Origin of the sequence: Prauserella oleivorans (genome assembly GCF_042685745.1) — a bacterium.
Taxonomy (GTDB): domain Bacteria; phylum Actinomycetota; class Actinomycetes; order Mycobacteriales; family Pseudonocardiaceae; genus Prauserella_A; species Prauserella_A oleivorans.
The window spans coordinates 5315469-5332175 of sequence record NZ_JBHUNT010000001.1; the positions used below are offsets into that span (position 1 = coordinate 5315469).

The following is a 16707-nucleotide window of genomic DNA, read 5'->3' on the forward strand; positions in this document are numbered from 1 at the left end:
TCTCCATGGGAAGTATCGCCCCGCGGGTGCTCATCCTCGGCGGCACCTCCGAGGCCCGGGCGCTCGCCGCCGGTCTCGCCGGGCACGGCGTGCCGGTGACGTCGTCCCTCGCCGGTCGCGTGGCCAGGCCCCGGCTGCCCGAGGGTGACGTCCGCATCGGCGGCTTCGGCGGTCCGGACGGCCTCGCGCGGTGGCTCGCCGACGAGGGAGTCGCCGCCGTGGTCGACGCCACGCACCCCTTCGCCGAGCGGATCTCCGTCTCCGCCGCGCTCGCCACCCAGCGTGCCGGGGTGCCGCTGCTCCGGCTCGAACGCCCCGGCTGGCAGGCGGGCCCCGGCGACGACTGGCGCTGGGCCGACACCCTCGACGACGCCGCCGCGCTGCTGCCCGACCTCGGCACCCGCGTGTTCCTCACGAGCGGTCGGCAGGGCCTCGCCGCGTTCGCCCACCTCGACGCGCTCTGGTTTCTCGCGCGCTGCGTCGACCCGCCGGAACCCCCGCTGCCCCGCCACCTCGAGGTACTGCTCAGCCGCGGTCCGTACCGCATCGAGGACGAGACCGCACTGCTGCACCGGCACCGCATCGACGTGCTGGTGACCAAGGACAGCGGAGGCAGCATGACCGAGGCCAAACTCGTCGCGGCGCGCCGCGCCGGCATACCGGTCGTCGTCGTGCGCCGGCCGCCGCGGCCTGCGGCCCCGCATGTCCCCGACGTACCCTCGGCACTGCGCTGGGTGCTCGACCGGGTGATCACCTAGCCCCGCGAGAAGGAACTCTCCGCTTCCCGCTAGCGTGACATTCGATGCGGCCAGCCACCTCAACCTCGACCGAAACCCCCGGCGGTGCGCCGGAAAGCACCGCTGTCCCTGCCACGAGCACGGAGAAGCGCACCCGCTTACAGAGGTGGCTCGCGGCAACGCTCGGCCTGATCGCCGCCGCGTGTGCCATCGCCTACCCGTTCCTGCCGGTGGTACAGGACACCGCCCGGATCGTGTGGCCGGTGTCGGGCAACACCGAGCAGGTGAACGCGCCGCTGGCCGGGTACTGGGCCCAGCACCTCGAGGCGGGCATCCCGTGCGCCACGGTGCAGTCGGTCGACCAGCGCACACCCGGTGACGCACTGCTGTTCGCCACCGTGCCGTCGGCCCGGCTCGGCTACGGCGCGGGCCTGCAGCTGCGCGTGGACGACGGGCTGCTCGTCGCCGTCAGCCGCGGTGAGCAGGTGGTGCGCCAGCCGTTGCCGCAGAACAACTGCGACGTGCTGGTGGATTCCGACGCCAACCGCACGACGATCTCGGTCGGCGGCACGCCCGTGTACCAGCAGGACGGCGACTACCGGCCGCGCGTGGTCGGCATCTACACGAGCATCGAGGGCGGGCGCGACCCGATCGACGGGCTCAACGTGTCGATCACGCCGGACACGCGGTACCAGTCCTCCCCGACCGTGCTCAAGATCGTCGTCGGCGCCGTCGGGGTGCTCGCGATGATCGGCTGCCTGTTCATGGTGAACCGGCTCGACCGGGGGGTGGCGCGCCGTGCGCCACGCTGGGCCCCGGTGGGCTGGTGGCGGCTCACCGGGCGGGACGCACTCGTCATCGGCGTGCTCGGCGCGTGGGTGTTCATCGGGCCGGTGACCTCCGACGACGGCTACATCCTGTCGATGGCCCGCGTCACCGAGGACGCCGGATACCTCACGAACTACCACCGGTGGTTCGGCGTCGCGGAGGCTCCGTTCGGCTGGTTCTACCACGTCTACCAGGCGATGTCGCACGTCAGCGTGGTAGCGCCGTGGATCCGCGTGCCGTCGTTCCTGCTCGGCGTCATCAGCTGGCTGCTCATCAGCCGCGAGGTGATGCCGCGCCTGGGCAAGGCCGTGCGGTCGAGCCGCGCGGCGGGCTGGGCCGCGGCCACGGTGTTCCTCGTGTGGTGGCTGCCCTACAACAACGGCACCAGGCCCGAGCCGGTCGCCGCGGTCGGCTCGCTGCTGGCCATCTGCGCGGTGGAGCGAGCGCTGGTCACCCGCCGCCTGCTCCCGGTGTGCCTCGGCCTGCTGGCCGCCGCGTTCACCCTCGCCGCCACGCCGACCGGCCTCATCGCGGTGGCACCGTTCCTGGTCGCCGCCAAGCCGCTGTTCCAGCTGCTGCGCCAGCGGGCACGCGGTGCGGGCTGGCTGCAGGTGCTGGCACCGATCCTCGGCTCCGGCGTGCTGGTGCTGTTCGTGGTGTTCGCCGACCAGACGTGGGCCACGGTGCTGGAGGCGACCCGCCTGCGCAACGAGGTCGGGCCGAGCCTGTCGTGGTTCCAGGAGCTGGTCCGCTACCAGCAACTGTTCAGCAACACCGCGGACGGCTCCGCCGCGCGCCGGTTCCCCGTGCTGCTGCTCCTGCTCTGCACGGTGACGTGCCTGGTGGTGCTGCTGCGGCGGGGCCGGATCCAGGGCGCGGCACTCGGACCCAGCCGCAGGCTCATCGGCACCGTCGCGCTGTTCGTCCTGATGATGGCCCTGACACCGACCAAGTGGACGCACCACTTCGGCGCGTTCGCGGCGATCGGCGCCGCCATGGCGGCGCTCACCGCGCTCGCCACGAGCTCGTCGGTGCTCCGCTCGAAACGGAACCAGGCTGCGTTCGTCGCGGGGCTGCTCGTGATCGGTGCGCTGTCGGTGACCGGGTCGAACGCGTACTGGTTCGTGTCCCGGCTCGGCGTGCCGTGGTGGAACATGCCGCCGCAGCTGTTCGGGTTCAAGCTCTCCACGCTGCTGTTGTTCGCGGCGGCGATCGCGGCCCTGGTCGCGTTCATCGAGAACATCCGGATGCAGCGGCCCGGGCTCCCGCCGCCCCCGTCGGAACGGCGATCGGCGCTGTACCGCGGTTCGCTGGCGTTCGTCGTGGTGTGCGGCCTGGTCGTGGCGGCCGAGGTCGGCACGATGGTCAAGGCCATCCACGAGCAGCGGAACAGCTACAGCCTCGGGGCCGCCAACATCGAGCACCTGTCCGGCTCGAGCTGCGGGCTGGCCGACCACGTGATGGTGGAGCGCGACCCGGTGTCGAGCATGCTCCCGCAGCTGCCCCGCAGGCAGCAGCGCACCGCGGAGGACCCGCAGCGCACCCAGCCGCAGCCAGGCGGCCTGCCCGTGCCCGACGAGGGCAACGGACCGACGCAGGCCGGGTTCCACAGTCAGCCGCTCGCCACCGGCGATCCGCTGGCCGAGCCGCCGCACGGGTTCACGCCGAGCACCGTGGACATGTGGAGCAGCTACAACGAGACCGCCAATCCCACCGGCAGGCTGCGCACCGACTGGTACGACCTCAGCGGACGGCATCCGGGCGGCCAGGTGGTCGTGGCCGTGTTCGCGCCGCCGGGCAAGGCCGTGAAGACGGAGTTGCAGTTCGGCGAGTGGACGCCGGAGGGCTTCGAGGTCATCGACCGCAAGGACGCCCTGATGCCCGGTACCGGCGCCAACGCATGGGTCGACGTCCGGATCAACCTCGACGACGTGCCGCAGCGGGCCACCGCCGTCCGGATCGCCGCCACCGACGACGACCTGACCGAGGACGGCTGGGTCGCCGTGACCGCGCCGCGCCTGCCCACCTTCACCACGCTGACCGACCGCGTCGGCGACCAGCCGGTGTACATGGACTGGCCCGCGTCGTTCGTCTATCCGTGCCTCAACCCGATGAAGGTGCGCGACGGCATCGCCGAGATGCCCGCCTACCGCATCACGTCGGAACCGCTGGCCAACGAGTCCAACTGGGCGAGCGGTGTCTCCGGCGGGCCCCTGGGCAACCTCGAGGAGGTCGCCGAGCAGCCCGAGGTCCCGAGCTACCTCGCGGGCACACCCGCTCACCCGTGGGGTGCGCTGTACGAGGTGCGCCCGTACTCGCAGGGCAACGAGCCGACGATCATCCGCGGCGAGGAGACCCACCCGGGCTGGTGGTCGCCCGGTCCGGGGCCGCAGCAGCCGAACGGCTCCAGTCCGAGCCGCTGACCGTCCGCCGAGGCGGTCCTCCGAACCGGGAGGGCCGCCTCAGCGGCGGTGCCAGGACAGCAGCTCCGACACGGGCAGCCGACCGGTCGGGATCGCCGGCGAACCAAGCTGGTCCGCCGGCGGCGGAGCGGGACGTCCGACCGACAGCGCGTGCCGCGGCAGCCACGGCCCCGTGACACGCAGCAGCTCCGCGGCCCGGCGGACGTTCTCGTCCGGGTAGAACGTCGCCAGGCAGGTGCCGAAACCAAGCGCCGACGCGGCGAGTGTCAGAGACTGGCTCACCCGCCCCACGTCGAACTCCGTGTCGCGGTAGGTGTTGTCGTGCGCGAGCAGCACCAGCACCAGCGGCGCGGCCGCGAGGTGCTGTGCGTAGGCGCCCAGACTCGCCAGTGCGGCCCGGGTGCGCGGATCGGTGACCGCCACGAACCGCCACGGCTGCCGGTTGCGCGCCGAACCGGTGAACCGGGCGATCTCCACGATCCGCTCGACGTCGGCTTCGCTGACCGGCTCGTCGGTGAAGTGCCGCCGCGAGCGCCGGGCGATCAGCGCGCGCAGGCGCTCGGCGATGTCCATCGGCGGCCTCTCAGTCGTAGCGGCGAGGTGTCCAGACGATCCGGGAACCGTCGGGCTGCTCCCGCACGCGAGTCCGGGACGACCCGACGATGAGCAGACAACGCATGTCCACCTCGCCCGGGTCGAACCCGCCGAGCGTCTCGACGCGCACCGACTCCTCGGGTCCGCCGACGTCGCGTGCGATCACCACCGGCGTCCCCGGCGAGCGGTGGCGCAGCAGGACGTCCCGTGCGGCGGCGAGCTGGGTGGTGCGGCTGCGGGAGGCCGGGTTGTAGAGGGCCACGACGAGGTCGGCGGCGCCCGCGGCGTCGAGCCTGCGTTCGATGATGTCCCACGGCTTGAGCCGGTCGGACAGCGACAGCACGCAGTAGTCGTGACCGAGCGGGGCGCCCACCCGGGACGCCGCGGCCTGCGCCGCCGTCACCCCCGGGACGACCCGCACCGCCACGTCCGCGAACTCGGGGTCCTCCGCCTGTTCCAGCACCGCGGACGCCATGGCGAACACACCCGGGTCGCCGGACGACACGACGGCCACGGTCGCACCGTCGCGGGCGAGCCGCAGCGCCTCGCGGGCGCGGTCGGCCTCGACGCGGTTGCCGGAGGCGTGCCTGCGCTGCCCAGCACGCTGCGGCACCTTCGCCAGGTAGGGGCCGTAGCCGACGAGGTGCTCGGCCTCGGCCAGCGCCTGCTCGGCCTCCGGCGTCAGCCACTCCGGGCCCGCGGGCCCGAGGCCGACGACGACCACGTCACCGACCGGCGCCCCGGCCCTCCCCGCCGGTGCCTGGCCGGCACCTGTCGTGCGCGCGGCGTAGGCGGGGCTCGGGACGACCGCGAGCGAGAAGTACGGCACGGTCTCGGGGTCGACCTCGGCGAAGGGCTCCACCCGTTGGGCCTGCCACGTGGCACGCTCGACGTAGAAGGCCTCGTCCAGCCGTCCCGCCTCGGCCAGCGCGTCGCGGACGGAGCCGAAGGTGCGGCCGAGCTTGAGCACCGCGGCCGCCTCGGTGTCGGCCAGCCGCCGCGCGAGCTCCGGCGCGGGCAGTGTGCCAGGCAGCAGCGTGAGCACCTCGTCGCGCTGGACGAGTGGCCTGCCGAGTACCGCGGACGCGGCGCTCACCGACGTCACGCCGGGCACGACGTGTGCCTCGTAGCGGTCGGCGAGCCGCTCGTGCATGTACATGTAGGAGCCGTAGAAGAACGGGTCGCCCTCGCACAGGAGGACCACGTCGCGGCCGGCGTCGAGGTGTTCGGCGAGCCGCTTGGCGGCGAGCTCGTAGAACTCCGCGATGGCGCCCTCGTAGCCGCCGGGGTGGTTCGTCGTCTCGGTGGTCACCGGGTACATCAGCCGCTCTTCGAGCTGGCCCTCGCGCAGGTAGGGCTCGGCGACCGACCGCGCGATGCTGCGCCCGTGCCGCGCGCAGTGGTAGGCGACGACGTCGGCCTCGCCGATGAGCCGGGCCGCCCGCACGGTCACCAGCTCCGGGTCGCCGGGGCCGAGCCCGACCCCGTACAGCACGCCGGTGCTCACACCTCCTCCTGTGTCTTGCGGGACACCCTCCCCTGCTGCGGCGGAAAAGCGTGCCGCAGCGGGGTGTCCATGAGCGACGCTCCGCGAATTGGCGCTCACGACACCTCCTCCTTCGAGGCGAGGGCGTTGACCGCCGCCACGGCGAGTGCGCTGCCACCCCGGCGGCCGCGTACGGCCAGGAACGGCGCGGGTGCGCGCTGGATGAGCAGGTCCTTCGACTCGGCCGCCCCGACGAAGCCGACCGGGACACCGATGATCGCGGCGGGCGCGCCGACGCCCTCGTCGAGCAGTTCGAGCAGGCGGAACAGCGCCGTCGGGGCGTTGCCGACGGCGACGACCGAGCCGGGTAGCCGGTCGCGCCAGAGCTCGAGCGCAGCCGCCGACCGGGTGGTGCCGAGGCGTTCCGCCAGCGCGGGTACCCGCTCGTCACCGAGGGTGCAGAGCACCTCGTTGTCCGCGGGCAGCCGCCTCCGGGTGATGCCGCTGGCGATCATCTTCGCGTCGCAGAGCACCGGAGCACCCGCCTCGAGCGCCGCCCGGCCCGCCTCGACGACATCGAGGCTGTAGGCGAGGTCCTCCACGAGATCGACCATCCCGCAGGTGTGGATCATCCGGACCGCGACCCCGGCGACGTCGTCGGGCAGGATCGCGAGATCCGCCTCGGCGCGGATCGTGGCGAACGAATGGCGGTAGATCTCCGCGCCGTCGCGGATGTAGTCGATCACTGGTGTCCTTTCCGTGCGATCAGTGCCTCGGCAAGCCGTTCGACGGTGACGAACGTGCCGTCGACCCGGTAGCCGCCATCGGTGGCGACCACGTCCACGTGGGGGCCGCGGGGCCGCCCGCAGCGGCGTTCGCAGCCCGCGACGTGCGCCGTCACCCCGGCCGCCGCGATGCCGTGCGCGTCGGCACGGACGTCGGCCCGGGACTTGGCGCATCCGGGCGAGCCGATGCACGCGCTCACCCCGAGTGAGGGCGCCGCGGGGTCCGTCACCAGATCCGTGCCGTCAGCGGCTCCCGGACGGGCGAGCACCACGGTCCGCCACGGTGTGACGACGACGTCGCCCAACTCCCGCAGCACCGCCGCGGAGAGCCGGCCGAACGGGGGCGCGGCGACGACGATCCCGCCAGCGACCGGGCCGACCGGCGGCGGACCCTCCGACGACGATCCGGCGACGTCGGCAGGTGTCCCGAACGGGTGAAGCGCGCTGAGCACCGGTGCCGGGTCGGCCTCGCGCAGCCGCCAGGCGGTGCCGCGGGTACGGACGAATGCGGCGGCCGCTGCCACGAGCGCGGCGACCGCCTGGCCGGTGGGCACCCGGAACGTGGTGTCGGCGCCGTCGAGCAGCAGCGCGCCGCTGTCCTCGTCCAGCGCGCGCCAGCACAGGTCGGCTCCCTCTCCGGCCACGTCGCCGCGCCCGTCGTCGAGCGCGAACAGGAACCGTCCGGGCAGCCGGGCCAGGTCGGGTCGCGCGCAGATCGCCCGGTCCAGCGCCGACACCAGCGGGCGGATGTCGGCACGCCCGCCGTGCAGACCCGACAGCGGCGAGCCGAGGATGTTGCGTACCCGCTCGTGCCCGGGTGCGGGCAGCAGGCCTGCCTGCGCGAGGCGCGTGACCAGCTCGTCGACGTCCCGGATCGCGCGGAGTTGGAGGTTGGCGCGGGAGGTGAGGTGCACCGAACCGTCGCCGAGGTCCTCGGCACACGAGGCGACCACTCGCGCCTGCTCCCCGCTCAGTGCGCCGCCGGGCAGCCGGATGCGCGCGAGCGGGCCGTCTGCGGCGTCGTGCGTGGCGAGCACCCCGGGGCAGGCGTCGGCACGGAGTCGGGTCGGCGCGGGCACGGCACAACTGTAAGAGGTGGCGGCAATGGTCCGCTGGCGCCGTGTGTCACGCGGAGGTGGCGTTCACGCTCCATTCGCACCGCGCGTTGCGCGAGATCACCTTGACGCCGCCACGGCGGGGCCCGGAGAGTGAGGTGCCAAGGAGGGCTACCGTGATCTTGCTGCTGTCCACGTCGGACACCGATCTGCTGAGTGCGCGAGCCAGTGGCGCCGACTACCGGCTGGCCAACCCGGCCAGGCTCGACCTGGCCGAGTTGCCCGCTTTGCTCGCCGATGTCCCGATCGTGGTGGTGCGGATCCTCGGCACCGAGCGCACGTGGCCCGAGGGCTTGCGGCAGGTACGGGACAGCGGCGCCCACGTGGTGGTCCTGGGCGGGGAACAGGCGCCGGACGCCGAGCTGATGGCGTTGTCCACCGTGCCCGCGGGCATCGCGACCGAGGCACACGCCTACCTCGCATACGGTGGGCCCGCCAATCTCGCGCAGCTGCACCGGTTTCTGTCCGACACGCTCCTGCTGTCCGGCGACGGGTTCGAACCGCCTGCCGAGCAGCCGTCGTGGGGTGTGCTCGACCGGCCGTCCACCGGCGACGGCCCGGTCGTCGCGATCCTCTACTACCGGGCGCACCAGCTGTCCGGCAACACGGCGTTCGTGGAGACACTGGCCGAGCAGGTCGAGGCGGCGGGTGGGCGCGCGCTGCCCGTCTACTGTGCCTCGCTGCGTTCCCGCGAGCCGGAGATGATGGCCGAACTGCGCAAGGCCGACGCGCTGCTGGTGACCGTCCTGGCGGCGGGCGGTACGCGTCCGGCGGACGCCGGCGCGGGCGGCGACGACGAGTCGTGGGACGTCGCCGAACTCGCCGCGCTCGACGTGCCGACACTGCAGGCGCTGTGCCTCACCAGCGACCGGGCAACGTGGCAGGACAACGACGAAGGCCTCTCGCCGCTCGACGCGGGCAACCAGATGGCGGTGCCGGAGTTCGACGGCAGGCTCATCACGGTTCCGTTCTCCTTCAAGGAACTCGACGCCGACGGTCTGCCCCGCTACGTCCCGGATCCGGAACGCGCGTCGCGCGTGGCACGCATCGCGCTGGCCCACGCGCGGTTGCGGCACACTCCGCCGGAGCAGCGGAAGGTCGCCGTGATGCTGTCGGCCTACCCGACCAAACACTCCCGCGTCGGCAACGCCGTCGGCCTCGACACGCCGGCCTCAGCGGTGCGGCTGTTGCGCCGCATGCGGGAGCTGGGCTACGACCTCGGCCCGGACGCCTTCCCCGGCGTCGAGCCCACCGGCACCGATCAGCCCGACGGCGACGCGCTCATCCACGCGCTGATCGAGGCGGGCGGGCAGGATCCGGAGTGGCTGACCGACGAGCAGCTCGCGGGCAACCCGATCCGCGTGCCGGCCGCGCGATACCAGGAATGGTTCGGCGCGCTTCCGGAAGACCTGCGCGCGGCGATGGTCGAGCACTGGGGACCGCCGCCCGGCGAACTCTATGTCGACAACGACGACATCGTGCTCGCATCGCTGCGGGCGGGCAACGTCGTGCTGATGATCCAGCCACCACGCGGTTTCGGCGAGAATCCGGTGGCCATCTACCACAATCCCGACCTTCCGCCGAGCCACCACTACCTGGCCGCCTACCGGTGGCTGGAGGAGGAATTCGGCGCGCACGCCGTCGTGCACCTGGGCAAGCACGGATCGCTCGAATGGCTGCCGGGCAAGACGGCGGGGCTGTCGGCCTCGTGCGCACCCGACGCGGTGCTCGGCAACCTGCCGCTGATCTACCCGTTCCTCATCAACGATCCCGGCGAGGGCGCACAGGCCAAACGGCGCGCACACGCCACGATCGTGGACCACCTCGTGCCGCCGATGGCACGGGCCGAGAGCTACGGCGACATGGCGCGGCTGGAGCAACTGCTCGACGAGCACGCCAACATCGCCGCCATGGACCCGGCGAAGCTGCCCGCCATCCGGCAGCAGATCTGGACGCTGATCCAGGCCGCGAAACTCGACCACGACCTGGGCATCGAGGAACGGCCGCACGACGCGGAGTTCGACGACTTCCTGCTGCACGTCGACGGCTGGCTGTGCGAGGTGAAGGACGCGCAGATCCGCGACGGCCTGCACATCCTCGGTGAGGCACCGACCGGCGAGGCGCGGGTCAACCTGGTGCTCGCGATGCTGCGTGCGCAGCAGATGTGGGGCGGCGCGAAGGCCGCCGTGCCGGGCCTGCGGTCAGCGCTCGGTCTCGCCGAGGACGCGCCGATGTCCGAAGTGGACGCCGTCGAGCACACGGCGCGCCTGCTGGTGGAGGGCATGGAGGCACGCGACTGGTCGCCGGACGCGGTCGGCACCGTGTGCGCCGAGGTGCTCGGCGCGCCGCGCGCCGAGGTCGCCGACGTCCTCCGGTTCGCCGCCACGGAGATCGTGCCGCGCCTCGCGGGCACGAGCGGGGAGATCGACGCCGTGCTGCACGCCCTCGACGGCGGGTACATCCCGGCCGGGCCGAGTGGTTCGCCGCTGCGCGGACTGGTCAACGTGCTGCCCACCGGCCGCAACTTTTACACCGTGGACCCGAAGGCCATTCCGAGCCGGCTGGCCTGGGAGACCGGGCAGGCGCTCGCCGACTCGTTGCTGCGCCGGTACCGGGACGACACCGGTGAGTGGCCGCGATCGGTGGGCCTGTCGGTGTGGGGCACGTCGGCCATGCGCACGTCCGGGGACGACGCCGCGGAGGTGCTCACGCTGCTCGGCGTGCGCCCCGTGTGGGACGAGGCATCACGGCGGGTCACCGGCATCGAGCCGGTCCCGCTCGACGAGCTGGGCAGGCCACGTATCGACGTGACCGTGCGGATCAGCGGGTTCTTCCGCGACGCGTTCCCGCACGTGGTGAACCTGCTCGACGACGCCGTGCGCCTGGTCGCCGCGCTCGACGAGCCGGAGTCGCGGAACTTCGTCCGCGCCCATGTGCGCGCCGACCTCGCCGGCCACGGCGACGAGCGCCGCGCGACCACGCGCATCTTCGGGTCCAAGCCCGGCTCCTACGGAGCGGGCCTGCTGCCGCTGATCGACGCCGGCAACTGGCGCGACGACTCCGACCTCGCCGAGGTGTACGCCGTGTGGGGCGGCTACGCCTACGGCCGCGGCCTCGACGGCGCACCCGCACGTGAGGACATGGAGGCCTCCTACCGGCGCATCGTCGTCGCGGCGAAGAACACCGACACGCGTGAGCACGACATCGCCGACTCCGACGACTACTTCCAGTACCACGGCGGGATGATCGCCACCGTGCGCGCGCTGACCGGCAGCGCTCCCGCGTCCTACGTCGGTGACAGCACGAGCCCCGATTCCGTGCGCACGCGCTCGCTGTCCGAGGAGACGAAACGCGTGTTCCGGGCCCGGGTGGTGAACCCCCGCTGGCTGGCCGCCATGCGCAGGCACGGCTACAAGGGCGCGTTCGAGCAGGCCGCCACGGTCGACTACCTGTTCGGCTTCGACGCGACCGCGGGCGTCGTGGACGACTGGATGTACGAGAAGCTGACCGAGTCCTACGTGCTGGACAAGGAGAACCAGGACTTTCTCGCTCAGGCCAACCCGTGGGCGTTGCGCGGCATCATCGAACGGCTCAGCGAGGCCGCCGAGCGCGGGTTGTGGGAGGAGCCGGATCCGGAACTGCTGTCCCGCATGCAGGAGGTCTACCTTCGCATCGAGGGTGACCTGGAAGGCGGCGAGTCATGAAGCTGCACGAGCGGATCGCGCCGGCCCGGCTGCCGTGTCCGCCGCTCATGTCACCGTGTGCGCCGTCTGCGTCGCCGTCTCGGCCGTCCACGTCACCGTGTGCGCCGTCTGCGTCGCCGTCTCGGCGGTACCCGTCCCGACGCGCCGCCCGCCCGCGAGCACGGTCAGGACTGCGGCACGACGGGTGCGGCTGTAGCGGTGCCCGACGCCGACCGCACAGCTGTCCGATGTGGACCGGACCCCACCGGCTCCGCGCGTGACGGGCCGGCGTCAGCCGCAGACGGCGCCCTTCGCGGCCGAGCCGACCAGCTTCGCGTACTTCGCCAGCACACCGGTGCGACGCGGCACCTCGGGTTGCCGCCAGCCCTCGCGGCGACGTACCAGCTCCGCCTCGTCCACGCCGAGGTCCAGCGTGCGCGTGGCCATGTCGAGCACGATCGGGTCACCGTCGCGCACGAACGCGATCGGACCCCCGTGCGCGGCCTCCGGAGCGACGTGCCCGATGCACAGCCCGGTGGTGCCGCCCGAGAACCGGCCGTCGGTCAGCAGCAGCACGTCCTTGCCGAGTCCGGCACCCTTGATGGCGCCGGTGACCGCCAGCATCTCGCGCATGCCCGGACCGCCCCGCGGGCCCTCGTTGCGGATCACCACCACGTCACCGGCCTTGAGCTCACCCAGGGCGTCCATCGCGGCCTGCTCGCCGTCGAACACGCGCGCCGTGCCCTCGAACCTCGCCCGGTCGAACCCGGCGCTCTTCACCACCGCACCCTCGGGCGCGAGGCTGCCGTGCAGGATCGTGATCCCCCCGGTCGGGTGAATCGGCTCGGTGAGCCGCCGGATCACCGTGCCGTCCAGCTCGGGCGGGGCCAGCTCGGCCAGGTTCTCCGCCAGCGTCCTCCCGGTGACGGTGAGGCAGTCGCCGTGCAGCAGGCCCGCGTCGAGCAGCGCCTTCATCACCACCGGCACCCCGCCGACACGGTCGACGGCGGTCATCACGTGCCGCCCGAACGGCTTGACGTCGGCGAGGTGCGGCACCCGGTCGCCGACGCGGGTGAAGTCGTCGAGCGTCAGCTCCACCTCGGCCTCGTGGGCGATCGCCAGCAGGTGCAGCACAGCATTCGTGGAGCCGCCCAGCGCCATCACGACGGCGATGGCGTTCTCGAACGCCTCCCGCGTGAGGATGTCGCGGGCCGTGATGCCCTTGGCCAGCATGCCCACCACCGCCTCGCCGCTCGCGCGGGCGAACCGGTCGCGACGCCGGTCTACCGACGGCGGGCTCGCCGACCCCGGCAGCGACATGCCCAGCGCCTCGGCCGCGCACGCCATCGTGTTGGCGGTGTACATGCCGCCGCACGCACCCTCGCCGGGGCAGATGGCCCGTTCGATCTGGTCGACCTTCTCGCGCGTGATGAGCCCCCGCGCGCACGCGCCGACGGCCTCGAACGCGTCGATGATCGTGACCTCTTCGCCATCGACCGTGCCGGGCAGGATGGAGCCCGCGTAGAGGAACACGGCGGCGACGTCGAGGCGCGCGGCGGCCATCAGCATGCCCGGCAGACTCTTGTCACAGCCGGCGAGCAGGATGGTGCCGTCGAGCCGTTCGGCCTCCATCACCGTCTCCACCGAGTCGGCGATCACCTCGCGTGACACGAGCGAGAAGTGCATTCCCTCGTGGCCCATGGAGATCCCGTCGCTGACGGAGATCGTGCCGAACTCCAGAGGGTAGCCGCCGCCCGCGTGCACGCCCTGCTTGCTCGCCTCGGCGAGCCGCTGCAGCGACAGGTTGCACGGGGTGATCTCGTTCCACGACGAGGCGATGCCGATCTGCGGCTTGCCGAAGTCGTCGTCGCCCATGCCGAGTGCGCGGAGCATGCCTCGCGCGGCGGCGCGTTCGATGCCGTCGGTGACCTCGCGGCTGCGCGGCTTCAGATCTGGTTCGGCCATGGCCCGATCATCCCCCACAGCGGGCCGGGCGGCACAATGCCAGCGTGGCTGAAACGGTGACCATTGCCCAGAAAATCGCCGACGAGCTCGGTGTCCGCCCGGCTCAGGTGCAGGCCGCTGTCGACCTGCTCGACGGCGGCTCGACCGTGCCGTTCATCGCCCGTTACCGCAAGGAGGTGACGGGCGCGCTCGACGACACGCAGCTGCGCACGCTCGAGGAGCGCCTACGCTACCTGCGCGAGCTGGAAGAGCGGCGCACGGCGATCCTCGACTCGATCGCGTCGCAGGGCAAGCTCGACGACGAGCTCAGGGCACGCATCCTGGCCGCCGACTCCAAGGCGCGGCTGGAGGACATCTACCTGCCGTACAAGCCGAAGCGCCGCACGAAGGCCCAGGTCGCCAGGGAGGCCGGGCTGGAACCGCTCGCCGACGGCCTGCTGGCCGACCCCGGCACGGACCCGCAGGCGGCCGCGGCCGTGTTCGTGGACCCGGACAAGGGGGTCGCCGACGCCGCCGCCGCGCTCGACGGCGCGAGGGCCATCCTCGTGGAACGCTTCGCCGAGGACGCCGACCTGATCGGCGAGCTGCGCGAGACGATGTGGTCGCGTGGCTGGATGACGTCGAAGGTCCGGCCCGGCAAGGAGACCGAGGGCGCCAAGTTCGCCGACTACTTCGACTTCGCCGAACCGTTCACCAAGCTCCCCTCGCACCGCGTCCTGGCGCTCTTCCGCGGCGAGAAGGAGGAGGTGCTCGACCTCGCGACCGAGCCGGAGGAGCCCGCCGACCCGGACGCGGCGCCGCGCACGGGACCGAGTGACTACGAGGTCCGCATCGCCCAGCGGTTCGGGATCGCCGACGAGGGCAGGCCCGCCGACAAGTGGCTCACCGACACGGTGCGCTGGGCGTGGCGGACGAAGATCCTGCTGCACCTGGGCATCGACCTGCGCATGCGGCTACGGCAGGCCGCCGAGGACGAGGCGGTGCGCGTGTTCGCCGCGAACCTGCGCGACCTGCTGCTCGCCGCGCCCGCGGGCACGCGCGCCACGATGGGTCTCGACCCGGGTTACCGGACCGGGGTCAAGGTGGCGGTGGTCGACGGCACGGGCAAGGTGGTCGCGACCGACACCATCTACCCGCACAAGCCGCAGAACCGCTGGAACGACGCACTGGTCACGTTGGAGAAGCTGGCGCGGGAGCACCAGGTCGAGCTCATCGCCATCGGCAACGGCACCGCGTCGCGGGAGACCGACAAGCTCGCGGGCGAACTCGTCAAGGCCCGGCCGGAGCTCGAGCTCACCAAGATCGTGGTGTCGGAGGCGGGCGCGTCGGTGTACTCGGCGTCCGCCTACGCGGCGCAGGAGCTGCCCGGTCTGGACGTGTCGCTGCGGGGTGCCGTGTCGATCGCGCGGCGGCTGCAGGACCCGCTCGCCGAACTGGTGAAGATCGACCCGAAGTCGATCGGTGTGGGCCAGTACCAGCACGACCTCGCCGAGTCGAAGCTGTCGCGTTCGCTCGACGCCGTGGTGGAGGACTGCGTGAACGCCGTCGGCGTCGACCTCAACACCGCCTCGGTGCCGCTGCTGTCCCGGGTGTCGGGCATCGGCACGTCGCTGGCCGAGAACATCGTCGCCCACCGCGACAGCCACGGCCGGTTCCGCAGCCGCAACGACCTCAAGGAGGTTCCGCGGCTCGGGCCGAAGGCGTTCGAGCAGTGCGCGGGCTTCCTGCGGATCCCGGACGGCGACGACCCACTCGACGCCTCCAGCGTCCACCCCGAGGCGTATCCGGTGGTGCGGCGCATCCTCGACGAGACGGGAGTGGGCATCCGCGAGCTCATCGGCGACACGCGCACCCTCAAGAGCCTGAAGCCGGAACGTTTCGTCGACGAGACGTTCGGTCTGCCCACCGTCACCGACATCCTCGCCGAGCTGGAGAAGCCGGGCCGTGACCCGCGTCCGGAGTTCAAGACGGCGACCTTCGCCGAGGGCGTCGAGACGATGGCGGACCTCAAGCCCGGCATGCGGCTCGAGGGCGTGGTCACCAACGTCGCGGCGTTCGGCGCGTTCGTGGACATCGGCGTGCACCAGGACGGCCTCGTGCACGTCTCGGCGATGTCGCACGACTTCGTCAAGGACCCGCGGGACGTGGTCAAGCCCGGCGACGTCGTGAAGGTCAAGGTGCTCGACGTCGACGTGGCCCGCAAGCGCATCTCGCTCACTCTGCGGCTCGACGACGAGGCCAAGCCCGGCGGCGGCGAGCCGCGCGGGCAGGGCGGCGGCCGCGGCGGGCGTCAGGGTCGGGGCAGGCCGCAGCAGCGGCAGGGCGGCAGGCAGCGTGACGACCGGAAGCCACCCGCCGGAGGCGCGATGGCGGAGGCGCTCCGCAAGGCCGGTTACGGAAAGTGAGCCCGGCCGGGCAATCACATGGCGAGCGGCGCGGTCAGGCCTGACAATGGGGCAGCGAGCCTCCGCCCCGGACGGGCGGCGGTCCAGGCACGGCAGACGAGCGGCGCCTCCGCGTGACGCCGACGGAGACGGCACCCGCTCGAGCGGCGCGAACGCCTCCGCCTGCGCGGTGGCGGGAGACGGGAGGGAGCATGACGTCGACCGGAGGTTTGAGCCCCACTACCCGCGCACGGCTCGAGCGTGAGCTCGAACAACTGCGTGAGCAGCGGGAAACCCTCGCCCCGAGGCTGGGTGAGGACCCGCTGGGCGACAGCGCCGACCAGGCCGACCTGCTGGAACGCGCCGAGGTGGTGTCCCGGCTCGACCGGCGCATCGCCGAGGTCTACGACCTGCTGCACGGCGGGCCCGCGAACGACCTGGACGAGTCGGCGCTGCCGTCCGGCACGAAGGTGCGGCTGAAGTTCGACGACGGCAGCGTGGAGGACATGGTGGTCGTCGGGGTCGCCGACGAGGCCGAGGACGACCTGTCCACCCTCACCGCCGACAGCCCGCTCGGCCGCGCCATCGCCGGACACAAGAAGGGCGACACGATCACCTACCGCACACCCGGTGGCGAGGTGTCCGCGGAGATCGTGAAGCTCTCGGTGCCGAAGAGCTGACCACCCCCCTGGCCCGCGGCGCCCGCT

The 16707-nt window shown here is 72.5% G+C and carries 10 protein-coding genes; 5 read left to right on the plus strand and 5 right to left on the minus strand.

Translation table 11 applies throughout. From position 1 onward, the window contains the following. Positions 1 to 5 precede the first annotated feature (5 nt). Complete coding sequence (locus ACFSZT_RS26135) at positions 6 to 758, plus strand: cobalt-precorrin-6A reductase (protein WP_377384640.1); 753 nt, start codon at positions 6 to 8, stop codon at positions 756 to 758. 44 nt (positions 759 to 802) lie between these two features. Next, entirely contained in the window at positions 803 to 3988 is a 3186-nt protein-coding gene (locus tag ACFSZT_RS26140; protein ID WP_377384638.1) for an arabinosyltransferase domain-containing protein, read from the plus strand. Between the two features lie 39 nt (positions 3989 to 4027). Here ACFSZT_RS26140 and ACFSZT_RS26145 read toward each other — a convergent pair whose 3' ends face one another. The 4 genes from ACFSZT_RS26145 to ACFSZT_RS26160 form a co-directional block, all read right to left on the minus strand. Further along, entirely contained in the window at positions 4028 to 4561 is a 534-nt protein-coding gene (locus tag ACFSZT_RS26145; protein WP_377384636.1) for a nitroreductase family protein, read from the minus strand. Positions 4562 to 4571: 10 nt separating this feature from the next. Further along, on the minus strand, positions 4572 to 6089 hold the full coding sequence (locus ACFSZT_RS26150) for a precorrin-2 C(20)-methyltransferase (protein WP_377384634.1): 1518 nt from the start codon (positions 6087 to 6089) through the stop codon (positions 4572 to 4574). Between the two features lie 95 nt (positions 6090 to 6184). Next, positions 6185 to 6814: a precorrin-8X methylmutase gene (locus ACFSZT_RS26155; RefSeq protein WP_377384632.1), complete on the minus strand. Its 630-nt coding sequence runs from the start codon at positions 6812 to 6814 to the stop codon at positions 6185 to 6187. Then, complete coding sequence (locus ACFSZT_RS26160) at positions 6811 to 7932, minus strand: precorrin-3B synthase (protein ID WP_377384630.1); 1122 nt, start codon at positions 7930 to 7932, stop codon at positions 6811 to 6813. The genes ACFSZT_RS26155 and ACFSZT_RS26160 overlap by 4 nt, the downstream gene beginning before the upstream one ends. A gap of 152 nt (positions 7933 to 8084) precedes the next feature. On the opposite strand from ACFSZT_RS26160, the gene cobN reads away from it, so the two are divergent. Then, positions 8085 to 11672: a cobaltochelatase subunit CobN gene (cobN, locus tag ACFSZT_RS26165; RefSeq protein WP_377384628.1), complete on the plus strand. Its 3588-nt coding sequence runs from the start codon at positions 8085 to 8087 to the stop codon at positions 11670 to 11672. A 270-nt stretch (positions 11673 to 11942) separates the two neighbouring features. On the opposite strand, the gene ilvD is transcribed toward cobN, so the two are convergent. Next, positions 11943 to 13616 carry a dihydroxy-acid dehydratase gene (gene ilvD, locus ACFSZT_RS26170; RefSeq protein WP_377384627.1) on the minus strand — a complete coding sequence of 558 codons (1674 nt, stop codon included), beginning with the start codon at positions 13614 to 13616 and terminating at the stop codon, positions 11943 to 11945. A gap of 44 nt (positions 13617 to 13660) precedes the next feature. Here ilvD and ACFSZT_RS26175 point away from each other — a divergent pair, with 44 nt between their 5' ends. Together ACFSZT_RS26175 and ACFSZT_RS26180 are read left to right on the plus strand one after the other, a co-directional pair. Next, positions 13661 to 16021 (plus strand): Tex family protein, encoded by a 2361-nt coding sequence (locus ACFSZT_RS26175; protein ID WP_377384625.1) that lies wholly within the window; start codon positions 13661 to 13663, stop codon positions 16019 to 16021. A 191-nt stretch (positions 16022 to 16212) separates the two neighbouring features. Continuing rightward, the gene (locus ACFSZT_RS26180; RefSeq protein WP_377384623.1) at positions 16213 to 16680 is read left to right on the plus strand and encodes a GreA/GreB family elongation factor; all 468 of its coding nucleotides are present in this window, start codon (positions 16213 to 16215) and stop codon (positions 16678 to 16680) included. Positions 16681 to 16707: the final 27 nt, after the last annotated feature.